Source organism: Achromobacter mucicolens (assembly GCF_029866465.1).
Classification (GTDB): domain Bacteria; phylum Pseudomonadota; class Gammaproteobacteria; order Burkholderiales; family Burkholderiaceae_B; genus Achromobacter; species Achromobacter mucicolens.
The window spans coordinates 824,002-849,023 of the sequence record NZ_CP123364.1; the positions used below are offsets into that span (position 1 = coordinate 824,002).

Annotated in this window: 15 protein-coding genes, 1 tRNA gene and 2 pseudogenes; 9 read left to right on the forward strand and 9 right to left on the reverse strand. The window is 59.1% G+C overall.

From position 1 onward, the window contains the following. Nucleotides 1-316: 316 nt before the first annotated feature. On the forward strand, nucleotides 317-2,392 hold the full coding sequence (locus tag QEP15_RS03725) for an AsmA family protein (RefSeq protein ID WP_280148444.1): 2,076 nt from the start codon (nucleotides 317-319) through the stop codon (nucleotides 2,390-2,392). Between the two features lie 62 nt (nucleotides 2,393-2,454). Here the strand turns inward: QEP15_RS03725 and QEP15_RS03730 are convergent, their stop codons facing one another. Together QEP15_RS03730 and QEP15_RS03735 are read right to left on the reverse strand one after the other, a co-directional pair. Beyond that, a complete protein-coding gene (locus QEP15_RS03730) occupies nucleotides 2,455-4,041 on the reverse strand; it encodes a sensor domain-containing diguanylate cyclase (RefSeq protein ID WP_280148445.1) in 1,587 nt (528 codons plus the stop codon). A gap of 11 nt (nucleotides 4,042-4,052) precedes the next feature. Continuing rightward, on the reverse strand, nucleotides 4,053-4,700 hold the full coding sequence (locus QEP15_RS03735) for a TetR/AcrR family transcriptional regulator (RefSeq protein ID WP_280148446.1): 648 nt from the start codon (nucleotides 4,698-4,700) through the stop codon (nucleotides 4,053-4,055). 116 nt (nucleotides 4,701-4,816) lie between these two features. On the opposite strand from QEP15_RS03735, the gene QEP15_RS03740 reads away from it, so the two are divergent. The 8 genes and pseudogenes from QEP15_RS03740 to QEP15_RS25980 form a co-directional block, all read left to right on the forward strand. Continuing rightward, nucleotides 4,817-5,563 (forward strand): SDR family oxidoreductase, encoded by a 747-nt coding sequence (locus tag QEP15_RS03740; RefSeq protein WP_280148447.1) that lies wholly within the window; start codon nucleotides 4,817-4,819, stop codon nucleotides 5,561-5,563. 138 nt (nucleotides 5,564-5,701) lie between these two features. Continuing rightward, nucleotides 5,702-5,777 (forward strand) — tRNA-Lys (locus QEP15_RS03745). A gap of 1,115 nt (nucleotides 5,778-6,892) precedes the next feature. Beyond that, nucleotides 6,893-7,096: a hypothetical protein gene (locus QEP15_RS03750; protein ID WP_280148448.1), complete on the forward strand. Its 204-nt coding sequence runs from the start codon at nucleotides 6,893-6,895 to the stop codon at nucleotides 7,094-7,096. After that, nucleotides 7,093-9,150 carry an anti-phage ZorAB system protein ZorA gene (gene zorA / locus QEP15_RS03755; protein ID WP_280148449.1) on the forward strand — a complete coding sequence of 686 codons (2,058 nt, stop codon included), beginning with the start codon at nucleotides 7,093-7,095 and terminating at the stop codon, nucleotides 9,148-9,150. Before QEP15_RS03750 ends, zorA begins: the two co-directional genes overlap by 4 nt. A 3-nt stretch (nucleotides 9,151-9,153) precedes the next feature. Continuing rightward, nucleotides 9,154-9,864 carry an OmpA/MotB family protein gene (locus QEP15_RS03760; protein ID WP_280148450.1) on the forward strand — a complete coding sequence of 237 codons (711 nt, stop codon included), beginning with the start codon at nucleotides 9,154-9,156 and terminating at the stop codon, nucleotides 9,862-9,864. Next, a complete protein-coding gene (locus QEP15_RS03765; protein WP_280148451.1) occupies nucleotides 9,861-11,555 on the forward strand; it encodes an EH signature domain-containing protein in 1,695 nt (564 codons plus the stop codon). The genes QEP15_RS03760 and QEP15_RS03765 overlap by 4 nt, the downstream gene beginning before the upstream one ends. A 1,803-nt stretch (nucleotides 11,556-13,358) precedes the next feature. Then, nucleotides 13,359-15,188: pseudogene (locus tag QEP15_RS25975) on the forward strand (SNF2-related protein); the annotation flags it as partial. A gap of 96 nt (nucleotides 15,189-15,284) precedes the next feature. Further along, a pseudogene (locus QEP15_RS25980) lies at nucleotides 15,285-15,527 on the forward strand (hypothetical protein); the annotation flags it as partial. Between the two features lie 301 nt (nucleotides 15,528-15,828). Here QEP15_RS25980 and QEP15_RS03775 read toward each other — a convergent pair. The 7 genes from QEP15_RS03775 to QEP15_RS03805 all read right to left on the reverse strand — a co-directional run bounded on the left by QEP15_RS03775 (nucleotide 15,829) and on the right by QEP15_RS03805 (nucleotide 24,776). Beyond that, nucleotides 15,829-19,050, reverse strand: a complete 3,222-nt coding sequence (locus QEP15_RS03775; protein ID WP_280148453.1) for a type I restriction endonuclease subunit R — start codon at nucleotides 19,048-19,050, stop codon at nucleotides 15,829-15,831. After that, nucleotides 19,047-20,384: a restriction endonuclease subunit S gene (locus QEP15_RS03780; protein ID WP_280148454.1), complete on the reverse strand. Its 1,338-nt coding sequence runs from the start codon at nucleotides 20,382-20,384 to the stop codon at nucleotides 19,047-19,049. Before QEP15_RS03780 ends, QEP15_RS03775 begins: the two co-directional genes overlap by 4 nt. Then, entirely contained in the window at nucleotides 20,374-21,936 is a 1,563-nt protein-coding gene (locus QEP15_RS03785) for a class I SAM-dependent DNA methyltransferase (protein WP_280148455.1), read from the reverse strand. Before QEP15_RS03785 ends, QEP15_RS03780 begins: the two co-directional genes overlap by 11 nt. A gap of 249 nt (nucleotides 21,937-22,185) precedes the next feature. Beyond that, nucleotides 22,186-22,548: a helix-turn-helix transcriptional regulator gene (locus tag QEP15_RS03790; protein WP_342032962.1), complete on the reverse strand. Its 363-nt coding sequence runs from the start codon at nucleotides 22,546-22,548 to the stop codon at nucleotides 22,186-22,188. 318 nt (nucleotides 22,549-22,866) lie between these two features. Beyond that, nucleotides 22,867-23,637 carry a putative bifunctional diguanylate cyclase/phosphodiesterase gene (locus QEP15_RS03795; RefSeq protein WP_280148889.1) on the reverse strand — a complete coding sequence of 257 codons (771 nt, stop codon included), beginning with the start codon at nucleotides 23,635-23,637 and terminating at the stop codon, nucleotides 22,867-22,869. Further along, complete coding sequence (locus tag QEP15_RS03800) at nucleotides 23,556-24,317, reverse strand: diguanylate cyclase domain-containing protein (RefSeq protein ID WP_280148456.1); 762 nt, start codon at nucleotides 24,315-24,317, stop codon at nucleotides 23,556-23,558. Before QEP15_RS03800 ends, QEP15_RS03795 begins: the two co-directional genes overlap by 82 nt. 24 nt (nucleotides 24,318-24,341) lie before the next feature. Beyond that, nucleotides 24,342-24,776, reverse strand: a complete 435-nt coding sequence (locus QEP15_RS03805; protein ID WP_280148457.1) for a GAF domain-containing protein — start codon at nucleotides 24,774-24,776, stop codon at nucleotides 24,342-24,344. Nucleotides 24,777-25,022: the final 246 nt, after the last annotated feature.

Consider the following 25,022-nt stretch of genomic DNA (forward strand, 5'->3'; position numbering starts at 1 on the left):
GTCAGGGCGGATTTGGTCATTTGGCATTGGAACCGCGCCGGCGTCAAAAATTCGGCAACAGGGCCGGATACGGTTACTACCGCCCAGCCGCAGTCGTCTCTCTTTGTAACGGCGCGCCCATTGCACGGGCACGCCGCTTGCTGCGCAGCGGTGCGGACGTTCGCGCCGTCGGCATGCCTGCATGGCGAGTTCGCCCGGAAAAATCCGCACACATTATGGCGTCGTTCCGCCCGACCGTCGCTGCCGGCCGCGATACCCTGGGGTAGTGATCCGGCCAGCGCAGTTCGGCCGGGCAGCAAAGCCAAGGATAGTAACCATGACGCGAACAAGAAAAATAGCGATCGGGATTGTAGGGGGCATTGCCCTGCTGGTGGCGGTAATGGTGATCGTGATCGCCACGTTCGACTGGAACCGCGCCAAGCCCATGATCAACGAACGGGCCACGGCCGCCATGGGCCGCCCCTTTGCCATCAACGGCGACCTGAGCGTGCGATGGCAAAGGGAGGCGGGAGAGGGCGGCTGGCGCAGCTGGGTGCCGTGGCCGCGTGTGGTCGCCAACGACATCACCATTGCCAATACCGAATGGGGCAAGGCGCCGCACTTCGCCACACTCAAGCGCGCGGAGTTCAGCCTGTCCCCCTTGCCGCTGCTGGCCCAGCACGTCGTCATCCGTCATATCCAGTTGACCGAGCCCGCGGCTGACCTGGAAAGGCTGGAAGACGGCCGCGCCAATTGGGTCTTCACGCTGCCGGAGTCCGGCGAGCCGTCCCCGTGGGTGCTGGACATCAATGAGATCGGCTTTGACAAGGGGCGCGTCGGCTATGCCGACGAAATGCTGAAGGCCGACCTGACCGTGCTGGTCGATCCGCTGGGCAAACCCGTGCCATTCGCGGACGTGGCCGGTAAATCCTTCGTGCCCGAAGACGGCTCGGCCGTCGCGCCGCGCGACTACGTGTTCGGATGGAAGGTCGACGGCAAATACAAGGGGCTGTCCACCAAGGGCGAGGGCAAGGTCGGCGGCATGCTGGCCCTGCAGGATCCCAAGCAGCCGTTCCCCTTGCAGGCCGACGTGGCCATCGGCGGCACGCGCGCCTCGGTCGCGGGCACGCTGACCGATCCCGCGCATCTGGGCGCGCTGGACCTGCACCTGAAACTGTCCGGCTCGTCCATGGCGCAGCTGTATCCGTTGACGGGTGTCACGCTGCCGGACACGCCGCCCTACAGCACCGACGGCCACTTGGTGGCCAAACTGCAGAACCCCGGCGGTGCGGTGTTCGACTACAAGAATTTCAACGGCAAGGTCGGCGACAGCGATCTGCATGGCGACATCAGGTTCGCACTGGGCGCGCCCCGTCCCAAGCTGACGGGCAAGCTCTCGTCCAAGCTGCTGCAAATGGCCGACCTGGGTCCGTTGATCGGCGTGCCGTCCGGCGGCGGTCCGAAGGCCGACACGGACAAATCCAAGGACGCGCCCGCCAAGCCCAAGGGCGGCAAGGTACTGCCCACGCAGGAGTTCCGCACCGACCGCTGGCGCGACATGGATGCGGATGTGTCGCTGGACGCCGCGCGCATCGTCCACGACAGCAAACTGCCGCTGTCCGATCTCTCGGTCCACATCATCCTGCAGGACGGCAAGCTCACGCTTGATCCGCTGCGCTTCGGCATGGCCGGCGGCACGATGAACGCGACGGCGCGACTGGACGGCTCGAAAGCGCCGCTCACCGGCCGCATCGACATGCACGCGCGCCGGTTGCAGCTCAAGCAGCTGTTTCCGTCTGCCGAAGCCATGCAGAAAACGCTGGGCGAGCTCAACGGCGACCTGGCGATCAGCGGTACTGGCAACTCCGTGGCGGCCCTGCTGGGCACGGCGACGGGCGACGTCAAGATGCTGGTCAACGACGGCGTCATCAGCCGCAGCCTGATGGAGCTGGCGGGTCTGAACGTCGCCAACTATGTGGTCTCCAAGCTGTTCGGCGACGATGAAGTGAAGATCAATTGCGGCGCGGCCGACCTTGAGCTGAAACGGGGCGTGATGACGCCGCGCGTCTTTGTGTTCGACACCGACAACGCGTTGATCACCATCACCGGCTCGGCCAGCTTCAAGGATGAGACCCTGGATCTGGATATCGACCCGGACAGCAAGGGCTTTCGCATCTTCTCCTTGCGCTCGCCGTTGTACGTGCGCGGGACGTTCGGTTCGCCTGACGTGGGCGTGCACGTCGCGCCGCTGGCGGCGCGCGGGGCGGGCATGGTGGCGTTGGGCGTGCTGCTGACGCCGGCGGCCGGGCTGCTGGCGCTGATCGCGCCCAGCGCGAATGACGACAATGCTTGCGGGCCGTTGCTGGAGCAGATGCGCAAGCCGCCCAAGGCGCCTGCGCCGGCCAAGAAGTAAATAGGCAAGAAGGCCGGCACATTGCCGGCCTTCTCGCTGTCATCGGCGTGCGACGCTAAGACTCAGGGCATCGTCCGGAATCCCTCCGGCGCGGTGTCGTCGGCCGCACAGACCCTGTCGCGGCCGTGATTCTTGGCGTAATAGAGCGCCTGGTCCGCGCGCTCGAACACGGCTTCCAGTGTCGCGCCCTGGTCCGGGTAATGCGCCACGCCGACAGAAATCGTGATGGAAGCGGGCAGGGGCGAGCCTTCCGCGATGGCCAGCCGCGCGCGCAGGCGCTGCGCGATCGCGATGGCCGCCGCCATGCTGGCGCCCGGCAGCAGCATGACGAACTCCTCGCCGCCCGGCCGCGTCAGCACGTCGCCGCTGCGCGAACCTTCGCGCATGACGCCGGCCAATGCCTGCAAGGCCTGATCGCCCGCCGCGTGGCCGTAGCGATCATTGATGCGCTTGAAGTGGTCGACATCGATCGCCACGATGGCCACCGGCGTCCCCTCGGCGCCCAACAGCGCCAGCGCCTCGTCCATGCCGCGGCGGTTCAGAAGGCCCGTCAGCGTGTCGGTCGTGCTCTCTTGGCGCAGGTCGCTGAGCTTGTGGTGCATCGACGCCAGACCCGTCAGCAGCGCGCGCCGCAACTGCGCGGCCTCGAAATACCATGAACGCACGGCGCGGATCCGGTCCGCGGAATCCGGGTCCTGCATGCGCTTGGCAATACTTGCCATCTGCCCCAACGGGCGTGCGATCCAACGCGACAGCAGCCATATCAGAACGACCGATAGCATCAGCAGCGGCAGGGTGTTGCGGACCGTGGCCATCAGCAGGTCGGCCAGCGGGCGCAGCGTGCTGTCCACCGGCCGCTGCGCGATGATGCTCCAGCCGGTGCTGGGAACCGGCGCAAAACCGGCCAGCATGTCGCGGCCATCGCTGTCGATGAAGCGCTGTTCCCCCGTTTCGCCGCGCCGTGCCGCGGCAAAGGTGTCGTTGTCGGGGGCGGGCTTGCCCAGCCGCGCGCGGTCCGGGTGGTAGATCAGCGTGCCGTTGCGGTCGATGACATAGAGAAATGAACCATCGCGGTAGAAATGCTCGTCCAGCAAGCGGTCCAGCACGTTGTCTTCGTGCAGGTAGAGCGACCCCGCAATGAATCCGAGGTAGCGGTAGTCGCGCGAAAAGATCGGATGGGTATAGAGGATCTGCCAACGCCCGTTGCTGGCCTTGAAAGGCTCGCTGATCGTGGGCTGGCGGACGGCGAGCGCCTGCTTGACCGCATCGCTGACCAGCTGGTGTCCCAGCAATTGCGGATAGGACGGCGACACGGCCAGCACCTTGCCTTGCGGCGACGCCACGAAACTTGAGTTGAAGTGGCCCATCTGCTGTTCCAGCCGCCGCGTCTCCGCCGCCATGCGCTCGGGGTGGCTTTCCATGTCGGCCAATTCGTCGGCGCTGTAGGAAAGGTAGCGATGGATGTCGTTCAGCAGCGCATTGGTGGTCAGCGCCAGCTTGGACGCATAGATGCGATTCGTGTCCATCGCATTGCGCAAGAGCAGATCGCGCTGCACCAGATAGCTGGCATGCAGGCCGCCCGCAAGCACCACAAGGACCGACAGCAGGCTGATCCACAGGATGAGACGCCGCAGGTCGACACGAAACATGACGGCATCCGTCAGCTGCGGGCGCGGCCCGGGGGCTCGCCGGAAGGCGGCGAGGCGTTGCAGGCAAGCGCGTCCCAGGCGCGCATCGCCTGCCGGGCCACCGCCTGCAATGTCTTGCGGCTGGCGCCGTCGCGGGCCTGGATCGACATGCCATGCAGCACCGTCGTGTAGAACGCGGCCAATCCCTTCAAGTCAGTCCCGGCGGGCAATTCACCCTGCGCTGCGCCCGCGGTCAGGCGGGCAAGGATGCGGCTTTGCATCTCGCGCCGGTTGTCCCCCAGAAAATGCCCCACGCTGGCCTGGTTGTCGCAACCGGCCGGTGCGCCCAGCACGATCATGCAGCCGGGAGGCAAGCCCGGCGCCGTGAAGCGCTCGGCCGAGGCAAGCAGCATCGCCTCGATGGCGTCGCGCGCGGTTGGCGCCGCCAGCAGCGCGCGCCGCGCCGAACCGCCTTCCGTGTCGCGGTACAGCTGGACGGCTTCCCGAAAAAGGCCTTCCTTGGAACCGAAGGCGCCGTAGAGACTGGGCGAGTTGATGCCCATCGCCTCCGTCAGATCGGACAGCGATGCCCCTTCATATCCCTTCGACCAGAAGACTTCCATGGCCTTTTGCAAGGCTTGGTCCCGGTCGAAGTTGCGCGGGCGCCCTCGTTCAGCCATGCCGGGGATTTTACCCGCGCCGACTATTTTGTGTTGATCGATAAAAAATTCATTGACCATCCATGACGCGCCCGGCGAATATATTTGTACCGATCACTACAAAACAAGGTTTGACCATGCAGAACTTGAACGGCAAAGTGGCGTTCGTCACCGGCGGCAGCCGCGGCATCGGCGCCGCCATCGTGCGCCGGCTTGCGGCCGACGGCGCGGACGTGGCTTTCACGTATGTCAGCGCGTCGTCGGCCGCGCCCGCAGAGGCGCTTGTCCAGGAACTGAAGGCGCAGGGCCGCCGTGCCGCAGCGATCCAGGCCGATTCCGCCGACGCCGCCGCGGTCAGGCGCGCCGTGGAAAGCGCCATCCGCGAACTCGGACCGGTGGATGTGCTGGTCAACAACGCCGGCGTCTTCCTGGCCGGGCAAATCGCGGACAACACGTTGGACGACTACGAGCGGACGATGGACATCAACGTGCGCGCGCCCTTCGTCGCCATCCAGGCGGTTGAGTCCGCCATGCCCGATGGCGGACGCATCATCAACATCGGAAGTTGCCTGGCAGCCCGCGCCGGCCGGGCAGGCGTCGCGCTGTACGCGGCCAGCAAATCCGCGCTGGTGGGCCTGACGCAAGGCCTGGCCCGCGACCTGGGTCCGCGCGGCATCACCGCAAACGTCGTGCACCCCGGTCCCATCGACACCGACATGAACCCGGCCGACGGCGACCGCGCCGCCGACATGGTGGCGGTGCTGTCCTTGCCCCACTACGGCCAAGCGCGCGATATCGCCGGGATGGTCGCATTCTTGGCAGGACCCGAAGGCCGCTACGTCACGGGCGCGAGCCTCGCGGTGGACGGCGGCTACGCGGCTTGATCCTGTTCGTCGATACTTTTTCGCCACCCGACTTGCACAAATAAAAAAAGCCCCATATAATCTTTCTTCTTCGCAGCACACACATAACGAAACGCTACGGCGCATAGCGCGGCAGCAGATCAAAGTGAGTGACTCGCAGGGCTGTTAGCTCAGTTGGTAGAGCAGCGGACTCTTAATCCGTAGGTCGAGTGTTCGAGCCACTCACAGCCCACCAGAATTCTTTGGCAGTACATCAAAAAGCCCACCGGTTTCGGTGGGCTTTTTGCATTCTGGGAACTTTGACCAAACTTCTTCCGTGCTAAGTGGCGGGCGACGCCGTAGTCGACGCCTGTGGGTTTCTCGTGCGGTCAAAAGTCTGCCCGTTATTTCCCGGGGCCTAATCGGAACGCTCCTTTCGCAATTTGGGCCTTCATACCCAAAATCCAACGAGTTCGGAGAAGTTGAATTGCGACCATTTAGAAGTGAGTTTAGTAGCGGCACAACGTCGAAATTCGGCACAAAAGCCTATCTGCAGCTGACTGGGAGTCTGAGGCGCGAGTAGAGGCGTGCACGCGAGGGCTAGTACACAAGATGCACAGGGGGCGGTTCTGTGATCTGCGACCCATGGCTCAAATCGCCTTGGGCGATGCTAAGGACCCTACATGGAGCGGTCGGTGTAGGCGAAGGCGCCGGGCGGTCTGAATAATGAGCGCAATCAAATCCGGCAGCTGAAAAAACTCCCGCAGGCGCCAAGCTTACTGGTGAGTTTGTTGGCGATCGATTTTGTGGCGTATCGCGATGAACACCTTCGCGAGGAGGATGGCCCAAACACGGTGCGCCTGGTACTTGCCGTCCAGTCTGCCTGTACCTACAGATCAAAGAATGGAGCAGGCCCCTGCTGCAGGGGTGTCAAGCGGCCGTCGCCGCAAGAGGCGCGTGAACGTCGGGTGGTGGCTAATGAAGAGCCGCGATTGCTCGAGGCTCCGCGTAGGGACAGCGAGTGTAAATCCCTCTGGCCTGGGCGTGCGTTCGCATCGCGCTCGAATTTTGCTTGCTTGCGAGCTATTGACGCTTCGATGGGTTCAGGTTGATTTGGTAACGGCGTTGTGAAGTTCGTAAGCTGAAAAATGTCAGGTCAATAGTCAGCTAGCGGTTGCAAGCGAAATTGCCTCTCTCCTGGGTGCAGAAACAGTCTTAGGAGCACTACCGATGCCCGTCGCCCACCGCGGGTGCAGCGGATAGGCGGCCGCGCGCCGATCGTCGCTAATGCGCAACGGTTAGTAATTAGAACTTTTGGAAACCTGTAGAAATATGTATGGTAAGTCACTATACAGCGCAAAAGAGCCGCCCATGTTCGAAAGCAAGAACGTATCCATTAGTTTCCGCGTGTCGTCCCGCTTCAAGGTTTTGCTCGAAGCGGCGGCGGCGCGGGAGCGACGTTCCCAGACAAACATGCTGGAAATGCTCCTCTTCGCCTACTGTGAAAAGCACAGTATTGAAGCCGCGCATCAAAAGACCAGAACGACTTTGCCGGCGGAGGGCTGCACCAAGTGAACGTTCAATCTATTCTTGCCTCGGCGCCGACACCGCTTCTCGCGACCGGGGCGGTCCTTGCCGGCCTCGTCCTGATTTTCCTCGTGCTCTTCTTGGGCCCAGGTTTTTTACACTGGTGTCGCCTGAGGGCCATTCAACAGCGAATCAAGAAGTTTGAGGGCAAGAGCTTCGAATCAGAATTCAGGGCTGCGTTCTCGCGAGATAAGCGTCTAGCGCATTTGTGGAAAGAGTATCAGGACTCGCTTCACACCCAATTTGAGGACCGCGATGGACAGTCGATAGTATTGGCCGTGCGCGCCACGGTACCAGCCGAGTTGTATTTCAACAGTCAATTCGTGGTGGACAGTCGTCTACGAACGGAGTTCTTCAAGCACCTGCCAGGACTATTCACCGGCATCGGCATCATCGGAACATTTAGCGGCCTGATCGAAGGCCTTCGCGTATTTCAAGTGAGCGACGACGCATCCACGGTGCGGAGCAGCCTTCAGTCACTGATGCATTTGGTCGGCGAGGCGTTCTTGGTATCTGCCACCGCAATCGGCGCCGCGATGCTGGTCACATTCATCGAAAAACTGTTGCTCGCGTCGCTGTATCGGCGGACCGAAGAAATTGCCCATGCCATCGACGCCCGATTTGAAGCCGGGGCAGGAGAGGAGTACCTGTCGCGTCTCGTTCGAGCCTCGGAGGATTCCGCAAGTCAATCCAAGATTCTGAAGGACGCACTTGTTAAAGATTTGGCCGAACTCCTTGGTGAACTCACCACCGCGCAAATCAATGCATCAAAGGAGTCGCAAATGAGCCTTGCGGAGCAGTTTTCGCGGACGGCCAGAGAGCAACTCGAGGCTAGTCGCGAGGACAACAAGGCGCTCGGAGCGACGATCGCAGAGAGTATCCAGCAGAGCTTGCAGGGGCCTTTGCAGGAAATCGCCGGTACGGTCAAAGCAGCCAGCGGCGACCAGAGCGCTACAGCCGCTCGTATGCTGCAGGACGTCATGGCAAGCTTCAGCCAACGGTTAAATGACCTGTTTGGTGGCCAGATTTCTGGGCTTAGTGATCTCAATCAGCAGACCGCTAGGAGTATTCAAGAGGCAGTTAGCACCTTACAGACATTGGTAGCAAATATTGAGGAGTCGAGCCGCCGTTCGACCGATGCTATGGCGGAACGGATGGCTCAATCTATCGAGAAGATGGAAGCTCGACAAGAGGCAATGAATTCTCAGTCCGCCGCATTCATCGAGCAAATTCGACAACTGGTGGCTTCGTCACAGTCGGAGACAAACTCCAAACTTCAGGCGACGCTGGAGAGCATTGGTTCTGAGGTGGCCGGCATGCTGTCCACGCTGAGCGAGTCACAAGCTAAGGTCTTTGAGAACAATCAAGCGCGCGAGCAATCAATGACAGACCGGGCGCAGGAAGTCGTCAGCGGCATGTCTGAGTCCGTAGAGGTGGCCATCAAGGAAATGAGCGCGTCATCCGCCCAGATGGCTCAAAGCGTGAACCTTCTGACGCAATCAACTAGTTCATCGGTCGAGAAGCTGAATGCAGGAACAGAGCAGCTTGGCGCGGCCTCTCGCAATTTTGCCGCCGCGGGTGAGCGGGTAACCAACGTGATGGACCAAGCTGCCAATGTTGCAACTCGGCTCTCGGAGACATCGGGCGCACTTACGACTGGGGCTACCGCTCTGCAGGACGTGCTTCGAGACTATCGGAACCAGCGCGATGCTGTGAGTGAACTAATGACCGAGTTGCGTGCGACGGTCGAACTGGCACGGAGAGAGGCATCCGTGACGGGAGATGTGCTCACGCGCATCGAAAGTTCCGCAGCACGTCTCGGAGTGGCTCAAAAGCAGGCTGATGAGTATCTTGCGGGCGTCAGCAATGTGCTGGGTGAATCGCACACTACTTTTGCCACCGAAGTTCGCAGAACATTGGACAAGGCAAACACCGAGTTTCACAACAAGCTTAGTACGGCAGTCGGACTGCTTTCGTCTGGCGTCCAGGAACTGGAGGTGACGCTCGCCTCTATGGGTAACTTGAAGCCGGCGCGGGTGTAGTCAGTGATTGGCGCAAAGTTGGTTGTCAAGCGAGGGGGGAAGGACGAGGCGGAGAAGCCGTTTTGGATTTCCTTCGCGGACCTCATGACGGCGTTAATGGTCTTGTTCTTAGTCGTGATGGGAGTTGCATTGCTTGCAGTGACTAAGAATGTGACCGAGCGAGAAAAGAGGGAAGCGCAACACCGCAAAGACATTGAGGTCATTCTCGAACGATTTGCCGATGCGGCCAAGCGATACGATGGCATTAAGGTCGACAAAGAGAGGCGGGTGATTGACTTCGGAGAACGAGCTCGGTTCGCTTTTGGTAGGTCCAACCTCACGGCAGACCAAGATAGCGTGCTGCGGCAGTTCGTGCCAGAAATCCTTGCCTTGGCGAACGATGACCTCGGTAAGCGCGTTCTTAAGCGCGTCGTTGTCGAGGGCTATACAGATAAGACCGGTTCGTACCTGAGTAATCTAAATCTCAGTCTCCAACGCAGTCAGCGAGTACTTTGCACGATGTTCGCCACCATCGGGGCGAACATACTGTCCGAGGCGCAAAAGGAAGACGTGCGGAGCCTGTTCCTAGTTGGGGGCTACTCATTTAACGCGGCCAAGGACACCGATGAGGAGAGTCGTCGCGTAGAGATGCGAATGGAGTTTCTCGGAATAGATGAGCGTCGGCCGGACGCCGCGCCACAATCCGGCAATTTTGGTGAGTGCGCATTGCGATGAACCCATTGGAGCATCTCGCATCGCTGCTGCGCACGGGGACTGAAGAAGGGCTGCGGCCCATGGCCGCTTCAACGGAAATCGACGCGGTGCTTGAGAGCATGCGCCGAAATCTGCGCGGTGGTGCGGGGCGCAAGCCCAGCGACGACGTGCTGCTCGAAACGGTCCGACGGTTCTGGCAGAACATGGAAGTGACTTCTTTTCGCGACGCATATTTGCTGTCTGCGGGGCTGTCCATTCCTCATATGCCTAACGGTCCCTGCGTGCTGGAAGACCGCCCTCGCTTTCAGGCAGTTCTTGATGGCGTTGATGGATGGTCCGCGCGACCGAGTGCATTTCGACGCTGTTACCAGGGATTGATGAAGAGCTACTTTACCTATGACGCCCATGGAGATTCGACGCCAGCTGTGGGGCGGCAAAACTGGAAGCATCTGCGCGAATACCTCGGCGACCATAACGGCCGCATTCGAGATAACAACTTCAATCCTGATTGGGTCGCTACCGCGACTGGTAACAAGCAGCTATTCGGCGAAAGTCCATGCGACCCATATGTAGATGCGCTGCTGCAGGGCGACGCCGGTGCCATTGACAACCTTTGCGAAGAATTAGGCATAGCGAAGGCATCCTGGTTCCTGCGCGACCTCGTCCTTGCGCAAATTCGCGGTGCTACGCAACTCGGTGATGGTCAGTTCAAGGTACTGTTGCCTCGGATGCTGGAGTTGCTTGGCAGCAACGACGTGCTGCGAGACCGCGGCCTTGTCATGCTGCTCGACAGGTACGCAAAGGTGCCTGGACTGCACCTACATCAGCAGCTTCGAGATTTTTCCGTGCTTTGGTGGGGAAACCCATGGCTCCCATCCAACGAAACTCGTTGGGGCGGAGTAGTGCCAGAGGCACGCACGATGGTCGGTGACTGGCTAAAGCTGGAGTTCATTGAAACATTCTTCACGAAGCTTGCCGAGGATGGCATGGGTGACCGGCGGCGCATGGAATTTTGGAAACGGTACGTTAAGGCCATCGACCACATCGAGTTCGCGCTCGGTTCTACGGCACGGAGCGCCAGCGACCGAGATTTCGTCGCGCTTCGCAAGAAGATGACTGGACTCATTCGCCATCTGGATGCCTCAGGAACCAATAACGCCTTCATCATGACGATGGGAGACCTGGTCGCTGTCGAATTCAGTGGTTTGGGCAACGCCCTGTACGGCTACGACGCGCGAACGACTATACCGTTTGACACTATTGAGCCACTGCGATTGTCCAAATACGACCACAACTCGCTGAAGCAGAAGGAACGGAGCATTCTTTGGCTTACCCACCACGACGGCACGAACGGCTGGAGCAAGTGGGAGCACAAGTTTGAAGCGAAGCTGCGTCAGGAATTTCACCTTGAGCCTGGAGCGGCGATGTCCCAGACGCGCCAGGCAATCCGGCGGCGAGCGGACGCTTTCTCCAGGCAAAGTTATGAGCGCTCATCGTCCGACAGCGCTTGGCGTGCCGATTCAAAACCGTTGCCGTCGTACTCCCGCTCCGAGTTGAATAAGCTCGCCGTCCGCGAGGGCCTGCGGGTAGATGACAAGACATCGCAAGGTGGAAGCCTGTGGGTTCGGACTGATGCGAGCGATCACCATGTTGCAAATCTGCTGACCCGGTGGGGCTTTCATCACAAACCCGGAAAGGGATGGTGGAAATAGGGGAGAGACATGTTTCAGTTGTTCAGGAGGGCGAGTAGTCCGAATGCGGCGAGTTGGGTGCGACGCTGGTCCTCATCCGGCGTCGTACTCTTGCGAGGGAGAGGCGTCGATGGAGTTCACCTTCAGTCTCCAGAGGTCGAAGGTTACCTGACCCAGCTGGCGGATGATGGCTTTTCCGTTGAGACCGAGGATGGGTACCTGCTGGGGTGGGATGCTCTTTACACGGCAATGAGCCAATCGGCATACGTATCGCTGCCGGAAGTGCTGTCACTTCCACCGCTAACTCGGGCCACACCCGCGCTGCGCAGTACGGGTTCTTTGACGGATGAGACCTTCTCTATTGCTGTCGCGTCCTGGCGTCAGGAGGGGGGGGCAGCGTTCGACTGCGAGCTCGGGGGTCCGCTTATGACCAACGACGAACGTACCGAACTCATGCGTCCGCTGCAATGGTCGCTCTTCAAAGAGGTTGTTGCCTTCGCCCGTCGACCGCCAGAGGAACATAACGACCTGGCCCACCGGCAAGCTTGGGGGCGAATCCGGAAACTGGCTGTACAGGCAGGAGCCCTGCTTGATGACTTCCTTCATCGTTCGGTTGTTCTCACTCCCGAGAAGCTGGAAATTGGGCTACGACGGTCTAACGATGTGGGTGATGACCATGTCGTAGAAATCGAACCGGGGTTCGAGGGAGCTCCGGCGGATTGGCTTCGGGCATTCGACCGCCATCACGAGGTGAAGGACCGCTACGACATCGTTACCGAAGACGGCATTGTGCAGGTGCTTGTGACACCGAAGGTGCAAACGGTACTGCGCGAAATAAAGCGGTTGATTGGAAGACGGGTGGCGGGAACCCGAGCTCAGGCATTCCTCCTCAACCCGTACGCAACCCTGGGTGACGACGCCGTTGATGTCATTGTCGAATCACAGTTTGAGGAGGCTCGCGAGGCGGCCGGTCTGATGTACGAACGCTTTACGCCGGTCTTCGAGTTTGATGCTGCTGGCTATCCGCTAAAGGTTGGCTTGCTCGTCGAAATCGCGAACCTGAGCGGGCTTGCTTCGTCCGAGACGCATTGGCTGGACGATGGCGCGCTGGAGTCATTCGTGCGTGTCCTTCAGAAGGCCTTGACCCTTGGATACCAGTTGATTGCGTGGCAGGGCTACGACTTCGAGGTGCAGGGCGATTCTCAAAGGCATCTTGAAGCGCTTAGGTCGGCGCTAGAGCGCCGGCGAGCGCCGCCTACGCTCGTGTCTTACGCGCAAGTCCACGACTTGAGCGGATATAGCTTTCGCATTGAGGGTATCGGAGTCGAGAAGCCTTACCACTCTCCCTATATCGCGAAGAAGGATGAGAGCGACGGCTGGTTTCCCGAGAACGTGCTGCCGGTGATTGTCTACCAGCCATCTGGTGCAACGGAACCAGTCGCCATTCCAACCAGCAAAGCGGCAGTCGAAGTGCTGGAGAAGTCGATGAAGGCGGCGCAGGCGGCAGGTGAGCCCACTGTGAAGGTGTCGTGGTTGCCCGATGACGTGACTCTTGAAGAGGCGGCAGTCATCGTCGACACGTTTCAAAGCGTCTTCAAAGACCTTGAATCAGGGGGCTTCGACCCGGAGAAGCGATACAGCTCAGCCAGGAATACCGCCCACCAGTCGAAAACGCAATTGATACTGCGCGCGAACATCGAGGGGCTGGAGTACGAAGAGCTTCGAAAGGATGCTCTGGCTTCATTCCCGGTTGAACCCAGGATGCCACGCTCCATCCGCTCCCAGTACTCGATGATGAACCATCAGCGGGAAGGATTGGCATGGATGCAGCATCTTTACAGCCTGCAGACGGACTACCAGGTCAGAGGGGCGGTGCTTGCTGATGACATGGGATTGGGGAAAACCTTCCAGCTATTGGCGATGATGGCATATTTGCTCGAGCGAGACCCGAATATTGAGCCAATGCTGGTCGTCGCGCCTGTGTCATTGCTCGAGAACTGGGCCGAAGAGGCGCGGAAGTTCTTCGAGGAGGGCACGCTACCATTGCTCACGGCGTATGGCGATGCGTTGAAGTCGCTGCGAGTTCCGCGAGCTCAGATTGACGAGCGGCTGCAAACGGACGACGGCCTTGTCAAATTCCTTAGACCAGACTGGATTGGTAGTGCAAAGGTCGTGCTAACCACGTACGAGACCCTGCGCGATTTGGAGTTTTCGTTCGCAGCTCAGCGGTGGTCGCTGATGGTGTGCGACGAAGCTCAGCGTATCAAGAACCCCGCAGCGATGGTCACGCGCGCAGCAAAAAAGCAGAATGTTGCCTTCAAGATTGCATGCACCGGAACTCCAGTGGAAAACACGCTGGCAGATATGTGGTGCCTTTTCGACTACGTGCAGCCGGGGCTTCTTGGTGCTCTGAATGACTTCGGACAGCGATACAGAAAGCCAATCGAGGCGAAGACGGACGAGGAAAAGGCGAGGGTGGAGGAACTCCGGGGGCGCATCGCCCCGCAAATCCTGCGCCGAATGAAAGCTGACGTGGCGACTGACCTGAAGAGGAAAGTCATTGTGGACGATTGTAGGCGGCTCCCGTTGTCGAACGTGCAGCGGAACTTGTACGCTAAGGCCATTGAGAGTTTCAAGAAGCGCGGCGACCTTAATGAGATAACACCGTTTAAGAACCATCTAGGCCTGCTGCACTATCTTCGCCTTGTATGTACAGACCCTCGCCCGCATGGACTGAATGTGTTTAAAGCGGAGTCTATCAAGCTGTATCGCGAAAAGGCGCCAAAACTGGACTGGCTTTTGGGTCAACTGAAAGTCATCAAGAAGGCGGGGGAAAAGGTTATTGTCTTCTGCGAATTTCGCGAAATCCAGCGATTGTTGCAGCACTACATCGAAGAGGAGCTGGCCTTCAAGCCAGATATCATCAATGGGGACACCAGCGCTTCTGCAAGCCACTCATCGAGTCGACAGAAGCGCATCAAGGCCTTCCAGGCTATGGACGGATTTGGCGTTCTTATTCTTTCGCCCGTGGCCGTCGGCTTCGGGGTGAACATTCAGGCGGCGAACCATGTTGTCCACTACACACGCACCTGGAATCCTGCCAAAGAAGACCAGGCAACCGACCGCGCCTATCGCATTGGCCAGAAGAAGGATGTTTACGTCTACTACCCCGTAGTCCAGGCGAACGATTTCATGACGTTCGACGTCAAGCTCGACCTTCTGTTGACATACAAGCGAGGTCTGGCCGAGGACATGCTTAACGGCTCAGGCGACGTCAGTCCCGGGGACTTCAATCTCGCCGACGTTGTTCCTGCCGCAGAAGCCGCCAATATTGACGAGCGGGTCACGCTGGACATGGCGCTATGCATGGAATGGCAGCACTTCGAGTGTTTGGCGGCCGTTTTGTGGACGAAACGCGGTTATAGCTGCTATCGCACGCCGGCCACAGGCGACAACGGCGTTGACGTGGTCGTGCAGGCAGGCCGAAAAGGACAACTGCTTCAGGTTAAGACCAGCGGCACCCATGGTGCGGCACTTAACTGGGATGCTGTCAAAGAGGTAGTGACAGGGGAAGCTTTCTATCGCCGTCGGCATCCCGGCGTTGAATTCGAGAAAGTTTGCCTTACCAACCAGTTCTTCAACCGGCAAGCAAAGGAGAACGCGGCCCTCAACTCGGTGGAGCTTTTAGACCAGACTCACTTGGCTCATCTGCTGGAACGTTATCCAGTAACCATGCTAGAGGTCGAACGCATGCTCTATAGCGAATGGCAAGAGCCTGAACTTACCACCGCACAAGTTCTCCCTGAAACGCGCGGGCGGGCGTTGCACCTGGGGCAGGATCATCGAAACCAGTAGCCATCGTTGTGGGACGCTCTCAAGTCAATCCCAACTAAGATTGGATGTTCGGCGCAGACGCTGCTGACCAGGATCAAGCCCCATGAAGTCGATACCGGGCAGCGTGAAGGTCACGCCAACGGCGACCGCGAATGGATCTAGGTGCTGGAACAGAACACTGCGAGCTTCGCTGTGCAAGCGTCGCGTTGCCATCCTGCGGGCCTGTAAGCTCGCGGAGATGGTGGCGGGTCGGCAAGAGGTGAGGCATGCACCGCGGCCGTGGAGATGGGCATCCTCATCAGATAGTAGTTGACTCGCTGAATAGCCGCCGTCGGCGGTCGGCCGCTCACAGTCGGGAACGCCCTCTTACGTACTTCCGCTGTCTAACTTCTTAATGCCTCCCTGTCGCCCCGCCTTGGCAGCGCGAATCGGCTCGGTCCATTGCGATCGGCGCGACAACTCAAGCAACCCATTCTTCTCCCAACCTTTCAGCCTGCATTAGAATCAGTTCAACGGCAGAATCCGCCATGTCGGGCGGGTACTTATACTTGCGCAATATGCGCTTGACCATGAGCCGCAGACTTGCCCGCACGCTTTCGCGTTTTGACCAGTCAACCGTAATGTTCTTGCGCAGGTTCTCTGTCAGTTCATGCGCGATTTTCTTTAACGTTTCGTCGGTTAATTCGCGCACAGCAGATTCGTTGTTGGCCAGAGCGTCATAGAAACGGATCTCGTCCTCAGTTAGCCCTAGCTCTTCGCCGCGCTTCGCCGCTTCACGGAACTTCTTGGCCATGTCCACCAGTTCTTCCATGACTTGGGCCGTCTCGATGCTGCGATTCTGGTAGCGCTTGATGACATTGGCGAGCATGTCGGAGAACTTGTTTTGCTGCACCAGGTTGCTGGCGAATTTGCTTTTGATTTCTCCTTCCAGCAGGCGCTCCAGCAGCTCGACAGCCAGGTTGCGCTCAGGCAGGTTGCGAACTTGAGCAAGAAACTCGTCATCTAAGAGGCCGATGTTAGGCTTCTCCAGACCCACGGCGTCGAAGATGTCGACCACGCTTTCACTGACCACGGCCTGATTGATGATCTGACGGATGGCGGCTTCCCGCTGCTCGTCGGCTTTCTTTTGCGTGCTGATGTCACGCTTGGTCAGTATGACCTTGACGGCCTGCATGAACGCTACTTCGTCGCGCAGCGCCTTGGCCTCATCAAGCGTGCAGCACAGGGAGAAAGCTTTGCTCAGGGCCAGCGTGTTGTCGGCGAATCGCTTCTTGCCGTCTAGCTTGGCGTCCTTGTCGCCCGCGGGCGGGCGTAGCGACAGGATGTGGTTTGCGGCACCCGCCAGAATCTTGTGGCCGCCAGTCTTGAAGCCCGAGTAGTCGAAGCCGTGCATCATGCCGCGCAGGACGTCGAGCTTCTCGAGCAATACGGCGAAGGCTTCGTGGGCATCGACCGTGGGTTTACCGCGGCCCTTGCTGGCGGTGTACTCCTTCATCGCGGCCTTGAGCTCATTGCCAATGCCGATGTAGTCGACCACCAGGCCGCCTTGCTTGTCTCGGAAGACACGGTTCACGCGGGCGATGGCCTGCATGAGGTTGTGGCCCTTCATGGGCTTGTCGATGTAAATGGTGTGCACGCACGGCGCGTCAAAGCCGGTCAGCCACATGTCGCGCACGATGACCAGCCGCAGTGGGTCCTTAGGGTCTTTAAACCGCTTCTCTAGCCGTTTCTTGACCTGACCGCTGTAGATGTGCGGGCGCAGCAATGCTTTGTCGCTCGCGCTGCCCGTCATGATGACCTTGATAGCGCCTTTTTCGGGGTCTTCGTCGTGCCAGTCGGGACGCAGCTTGATGATTTCGTTATAGAGGTGCACGCAGATGTCGCGGCTCATCGCGACCACCATGGCTTTGCCATCCTGCGCCTTGTTGCGCTCTTCGAAGTGCTCGACGAGGTCGGCAGCCACGCTAGCAATGCGCGGCTCGGCACCCACGACTTTTTCCAGGGCTGCCCATCTCGATTTCAGGCGAGCCTGAGTCTGCTCTTCTTCGTCTTCGGCGAGTTCGTCGACCTCTTCATCCAGAGACGCCAGATCGGCTTCCTTGAGCTTGAGCTTGGCCAGGCGCGACTCGTAGTAGATGGCCACGGTGGCGCCATCCTCTTTGGCCTGCTGCATGTCGTAGACATGGATGTAATCGCCGAATACGGCGCGCGTGTCGCGATCGGTGCTGCTGACGGGGGTGCCCGTGAACGCCACAAAGGTGGCGTTGGGCAGCGCATCCCGCAGATGTTGCGCGTAACCCGCCTGATAGGTGACCGTGGGTTCTGCAACCGCCAACGCTGTGGTCTCGCCAACACCCAGGTCATCGTTCGCAGCCAACTGACCGTATTCGGTGGTACTGAAGGATTTGCTTTTGCGAGTCTTGAGCTTGGCTTCGAAACCGTACTGCGTGCGGTGGGCTTCGTCCGCAATCACAACGATATTGCCGCGGTCCGACAGGACCGGGAAGGTGTCCTCATCTTCTCCAGGCATGAACTTCTGAATGGTAGCGAAGACGATGCCGCCTGAAGGACGATTGGTCAGCAACCTACGCAGGTCCTGACGGGTATCGGCCTTTACGGGCTGTTCGCGCAGGAGGTCTTGCGACAGGCTGAATACCCCAAACAATTGGCCGTCCAAGTCATTGCGGTCGGTGATGACCACAACCGTGGGGTTCTGCATGGCCGGTTCCTGCATCACGCGGGCGGCAAAGCAGGTCATGGTGATGCTTTTGCCGCTGCCCTGGGTGTGCCATACCACGCCGCCTTTACCGCGCTGGCTCGCGCTGCCTTGTAGTTGCGACGCCTCAACCACGTGCTGGATGGCCAGCCGCACGGCGTGGTACTGGTGGTAGCCGGCAATCTTTTTGATGAGGGCGCCGTCGTCTTCAAACAGCACGAAGTAGCGCAGATAGTCGAGCAGGTATGCAGGCGCGAGCAGACCGTGCACCAGCGTCTCGAGCTCGTTGAACTGCCCCAATGGGTCAAGCTCTATGCCATCAATCGTTCGCCATTGCATGAAGCGCTCGGCATTGGCGGACAGTGAACCATACCGTGCTTCGCTACCGTCGGACACGACCAGAATTTCGTTGTACTCGAAGACGTCTGGAATCTGTGCCTTGTATGTCTGAATCTGGTCGTAGGCCTTCCAGATGTCTGCATCTTCGTTGACAGCGTTCTTCAGCTCAATCAGCGCCAGTGGCAAACCGTTGATGAACAGAATGATGTCTGGTCGCCGGGTATGGTGCGGGCCTTTTATGGTGAATTGACTGACTGCCCAAAACTCGTTGTTTTGCGGATTGGCCCAATCCACCAAGCGCACGAAATCCCCTCGGGTTTCGCCATCCGTTTGATATTGGACGTTCACGCCGTTGGTCAGCAGCTTGTGAAACGTGCGGTTGGCGACCAACTGGACAGGGGTATCGAGGTTTTCGACTTGCTTGAACGCATCGTCACGCGCGGATGCGGGGATGTGCGGATTCAGGCGGTCGATGGAGTCTCGCAAACGCTGGGGCAGAATGACTTGCGTGTAGCTGGTGCGCTGCGGGTCTGAGCCATCATGGGCGATGTCCGGGCCACTACGCACGGAGTAGCCTACCTCTGCAAGCCAGCCCAAGGTTTCCTGTTCGAGTTGGTCTTCGGTCATGGCAACGCGCTCTCTACTTGTTCTTGGGCCTCGGGGAGGCGTAATTGACCTGACAGAAGTCGGGGTAGCAATGAGTTTCGAGCGATGGCGAGCTGCTGTGCGTAGGGCGAGTAAAGCTTTTCATAGATTGCTCTACTAACTGATTCGTAGGCACGCAAAGACTGTTCGTTAGGCAAGCAAATTTTCTTTGTTGATAGCAGTAAGCCATCATCAAGATTCGGTATTGAGGTTCCGTTGATGTAGTTCCATATTTCACCCGTGTTTCGCATGTTATGAAGCACCCGGTCAATAAAAATCGCCCTCCATGGGGAACCACAATCCAAACGTTTAACGAAATTGGAAAAAACAACAGGAGCTTTATAAATTTCTTCAAAAGCCAAACTGGCCCATAATGGGCGCCCACACGGACCTGCGCCAGAAGATGCTATCAACACTTCATTTTCTGAAAGCCGCCTTTTCTCTAATGCGTTTGGCTTGAACCACCTAATAGGAGCTGCTTGGGCATATCCAAAGTTTCGTAAATTCTCTAGGTCTACGCCTCGTAAGCTAACTACGGGCACTAATTGCTCATCTTCCTTGGTGTCTTTACCCCAAGCGCCTCCAATGGTCGTTTGGCATATATTCTTAAGTTCAGTGACTTTCCACCCCTTTGGAATTAACCCCAACTCCGACTCCTCGAATGAATCCGGAAATGATGCTGCTGTCTCTTCATCCATCCCTTCTGGCTGGCGGCCTTCCATTTTGGCGCGCACCGGGTCAAAGTCCACAAACCAGGACTTAAAGATGGTTTGGGCGATGGATTCGAGGACCTTGTTGGTTTCGTGCAGAAGGGTAATGCGGTCATCCAGGAGCTTCAAGACTGCAACCACCGCAACTTGCGTCGATATTGGCGGCAAACGAAGCTCTAGTGCAGATATGGCTTTTCCTGTTAAGTGCTTGATGGTCGTGCCCGTAAAGTATGGCTCCAAAAGTCCTAACTTGCTTGAGTAAACGAACCAGTAAAATAGATAGTAGTTGTTGAGAGTTTTTTTCGGCCTAATGCGATGAAGAGCTTTTTGAATCTTCATCCCTTTTTTGCCAGTCCAAATAGCGCACCGCCCTGGCTCCCCACCTTCACAGACAACAAGGTCTCCAGGTTCTAAACTGTATCGGGCCTCCTCATTGGCTTCGAACTTCATTTCTGCCAAGTTGGTAAGGTCAAAGGCTCCCCAGCGTACATTGCTATTGCCTAGGTACGGCTGATACGCTCCTTTATTCTTCTTGGCGTCCAGCATCTTGCCGAGGCAAGATTCGATATGGTCACCGAGGCGCACTGTTGGCCATTCAGAACTCATAACCCAGCCTCCCCAGCTTCTGCCGGATCAGTGCATCAAGCTCTGCGCCCTTTGCCATTTGTTCGCCCAGCTTTTCAGTCAGCTTCTGCATCTTTTCGGCAAAGGCTTCATCGTCGTCCTCGACCTCTGCTGCACCCACATAGCGTCCGGCCGTCAGTACATGCCCGTGCTGAGCGATTTCAGCCAACGACACGCTGCGGCAGAACCCTGCCACGTCTGCATACTCCGTAATGCTGGAGCCATCCTCGACTTCCCCACGCCATGCGGCGACGTTTTCTGCGATCCGGGCAATAGCTGCGTCATCCAGCTCAGCCTGCACGCGGGAAATCATTCTCCCCATCTTGCGCGCGTCAATGAACAGCACTTCGCCCTTGCGTTTTTTCTGCTTGGCCAAGAACCACAGGCAGGCCGGTATCTGGGTGTTGAAGAATAGCTGCCCCGGCAACGCGACCATCACTTCGACCACGTCAGCATCGACCATGGCGGCGCGAATGACGCCCTCGTTGTTTTGGCTCGAGCTCATCGAGCCGTTGGCCAGCACAATGCCCGCGCGACCGGTGGGTTTCAGGTGATACAGCATGTGCTGTAGCCAGGCGTAGTTGGCGTTACCGTGGGGTGGGTCGCCATACTGCCAGCGTGCATCGCCTTCCAGACTGCCGTGCCACCAGTCGCTGATATTGAACGGTGGGTTCGCCAAGACAAAGTCGGCGCGCAGGTCAGGATGCTGATTGCGGGTGAAGGTATCAGCCGGCTCCTTGCCGAGATTGAAGTCGATGCCCCGAATTGCCAGGTTCATGGCCGCCAAGCGCCAAGTGGTGGGGTTGGACTCTTGCCCATAAATGGACACGTCTCCAATCTTGCCGCCGTGTGCCTCGATAAATTTCTCTGACTGCACGAACATGCCGCCCGAGCCGCAGCATGGGTCATACACTTGGCCCTTGTGCGGGGCGAGGACAGCCACCAAGGTCTTGACGATGCTGGCAGGCGTGTAGAACTGACCGCCTTTTTTGCCTTCGGCGCTGGCAAACTGGCCCAGGAAGTATTCGTACACCTGACCCAAAATGTCTCGGGCTGCGTTGGCATCGCTGCCGAAACCGATGGTGGACACCAAGTCCACGAGTTCGCCCAACTTGCCGTCCGGTAGCTGGGCACGGCCATAGCGTTTGTCCAAAATGCCTTTGAGTTTGGGGTTCTCCGCCTCGATGGCAGTCAGGGCATCATCAATGCGCTTGCCGATGTCGGGCTGCTTGGCGGCGGCACGCAGACTTTCCCAACGAGCGGCTTCAGGTACCCAGAAAGTATTGGCCGCGGTGTAGTAGTCGCGGTCTTCCAGCTCGGCGGTCAGCTCATCTTCGCTAGCACCGGGAAAGTGGAACTCATCGTTCTCGTTGGCGAAACGTGCACGCAGTTCAGCCTGCCGTGCCGCGAAAGCATCCGAGATGTACTTCAGAAAGATCAGGCCTAGCACCAAGTGCTTGTACTCGGCCGCATCCATATTGGCGCGCAGTTTGTCTGCCGCGGACCATAACGTCCGCTTGATGTCGTCGATCATTGGTATGTAACTAATTTTGTAGTACTGGCAACGAGGGAAAGTAGCACACTGTGGCATTACCTACGCTTCGACATTCAGTAAGGTAGAGCCGAGCTCTCCCTAAGCTTGCTGGGCTGTGATCGGCTGACAATGCAGTCGGTCCTTGACGTGTTTTTCCGAAACCGGATGCAGAACCGCGTATGTGGCGGACTCGCTGCGAAGGAACACGGCAAATGGCGGGGCTTTTTTGGCCGGGTTTCGCCTTAACGTCTAATCTTGCTTCGCTACCTGCCGTCGTTGGAGCTGCTCAGCCTTAGTTGGTCGCCCACGTCGGCGTGCAACCTGTGGAGCTGCTGTTCGCTCAGATGTGGCAAGCGCTACTTGTGGGACATGCTGCGCTTCACGCTGTGATACCAGCCAAGCATGGACCTCCCCTTGTTCATAACGCAACAGTCGGCCTACTTTCACACAAGGAGGGAGCGGCTCTCCGCGAGTGCGTCGGTTGTACAAGGTCTGCACAGACAAGCCCAGGACGGCGGCCAGCTGATCGGAGGTAAGAAGCTTTTCCATCTTTACTTTCGTGAAGGCACTGGCACATGCCAGCAAAAAGTATAGACAGGCAAGGGTAGCCATGGCCGCCTGGCAGTACCGTCCGGTAGGCCGTACAATCCACGCCGGCGCTATCGAAATTGACCGCACTTTTAACGCACTGACCGCAGTAAAGTGCGTTATGTTGCGGTAAGTTCCGGTAAGCTAAGCTCATGATTTTTCTAGATATTCATGTTGGTCTGCCCCTGGAAAAACACCCCTAAAACGGACTCTTAATCCGTAGGTCGAGTGTTCGAGCCACTCACAGCCCACCAGAATTCTTTGGCAGTACATCAAAAAGCCCACCGGTTTCGGTGGGCTTTTTGCATTGCGTCGCAATTATTGGCTTGGCGCGCGCAACCCTCACGCCAATATCCGCAACGCCGTCTCGATCCCAAACGCCTGCGCAAACTGCTGCGCCGGTAGCGGCCTGCCGAACAGATACCCCTGACCCTCTTCGCAATGCTCGGCCAGCAGCCGTTCGCGTTGCGCATCCGTTTCGATGCCTTCGGCGATGGTGTTCAGGTCAAAACTGCGCGCCACGTCCACGATGGCGCGGATCACGGTGGCGTCGCGGTTCGAGTCCAGCATGCCGCTGACAAACGAGCGGTCGATCTTGATGCGCGTGATGGGGTGGGTCTTCAACAGGCTCAGCGACGCATAGCCCGTGCCGAAGTCGTCGAACGAGATGCTCACGCCTTGCGCGCGCAGGCGCTGCAGCATTTCCAGCACCGCGGCGTCATGGTTCAGCACGATGTTCTCGGTGATCTCCAGTTCCAGCGCCTCGGGGGGCAGGCCGTGCCGGTCGAGCGTCTGCGCAACCTCGGCCGCCAGGTCGCCTTCGCGGAACTGCGCGCCGAAAAGGTTCACGGCGATGCGAAAGTCGTGCAAGCCGCTGCGGCGCCAGAATGCGGCTTGGCTGCACGCTTCGTTCAACACCCATGAGCCGACGGTGGCCGCCAGCGGTCCGCTCTCCAAGGAGGGAAGAAAGACTGCCGGCGCCAGCAGGCCCAGTTGGGGATGACGCCATCGCAACAGCGCTTCGGCGCCGGTCAGCGCACCGGTGGCCAGGTTGATCTGCGGTTGATAGAAGAGCAGGAATTCGCCTTTGGCGACCGCGCGGTGAAGCTCCATGCCATACAGGCGGCGTGCGACGGCTTCCAGGCGCAGGTTGGGGGCGAAGACGGAGACGCGGCCGCGGCCGCCCGCCTTGGCCTTGACCAGGGCGAGATCGGCGTTGCCGACGAGCTCGAGCGCTTCGTGGGCGTGCAGCGGTGCAATGGCCACGCCGCAGCTTGCGGTAAGCCGAAGCTCCTGCCCGCCGATGTGGAGGGTTCGGCAATCCGCGCGAGGGCCAGTTGCGCCAACTCCGTCGCTTGCGTCAGGTCGCCGGCGTCTTGCTGCAGGATGGCGAATTCGTCGCTGCCCAGGCGGGCGACGGTGTCGCAGGGATCCGCCGTCGCCTCCAGGCGCGCCGCTAGTTCGCGCAGGATCGCGTCGCCGATCGCGTGGCCCAGGGTGTCGTTGATGTCCTTGAACCCATCCAGGTCCAGCATCAGGATGGCGGCAGGAGACGGGCGCGTCAGGACTTCTTCCACGCGCCGATAGAAGACGCCGCGGTTGGCCAGGCCGGTCAGCGGATCGAAGCCGGTGAACTTGCGTGCGTCCTCGTCATGCCGCATGGGCGCGGGGTCCGCACCGGCACGCGGCGCGGCCAGATGCGTCTGCCGCTCGACCGAGGCCAGATCGCTCATTTTTCGGGCGCGTTCGGCGTTGACCTCGACACGCCGAAGCTCCAGGCGGTCGGAGGCCATTCGGGCCAGTTCGCGCAGCCGGTCCTAGTCTTCCTCGCTGAAGTCGGAGTGCGGTTCCGTGTCGATGACGCACAGCGCGCCCAGCGGATGGCCTTCGGGGGAATTCAATGGCACGCCGGCATAGAACCGGATTCTTGCCGCCCCGCAGACGAGGGGGTTGTCGTGAAAGCGATCGTCCAGCCGGGCATCCGGCACGACCATGACGTCGTCCTGCAAGACTGCATGGGCACAAAAGGAGAGGTCGCGGCGCATGTCGGTCTCTTCGAAGCCTGTGCTGGCCGCAAAGAAGACGTGATCGCTGCCGATCATGTTGATGGCCGACACCGGCATGTTGAACATGCGCGACGCAATGCGAACGACCGGATCAAGACTGGGGAGCGCGCGCCGCGCATCCAGCCCATATTCCGACAGGGCGCGCAGTCTTTCGGTCTCGCTTGGCAAAGGTGGGGGGCATTTCATCTACAGCCTCCTTTTTATTTCTCCTTGTCCTGCGCCGTTCTGGGTTTCCCGGCGTTGTTTGGCCGAGCCGCGCAACGTATCACCGTCCTGGCCGTTGGCCTGTTTGGGCGCGCGGGAGGCGCCGAAGAACCAGTATCGAAGTGTGACGCGATCATCAAAGATTGACCGACACACCTGTAACTGAATATTCCATTTTCGAATTTAGCGCAGCTTTCTTCCGTTTGCCAGCGCGCGGCGGGACGCGAT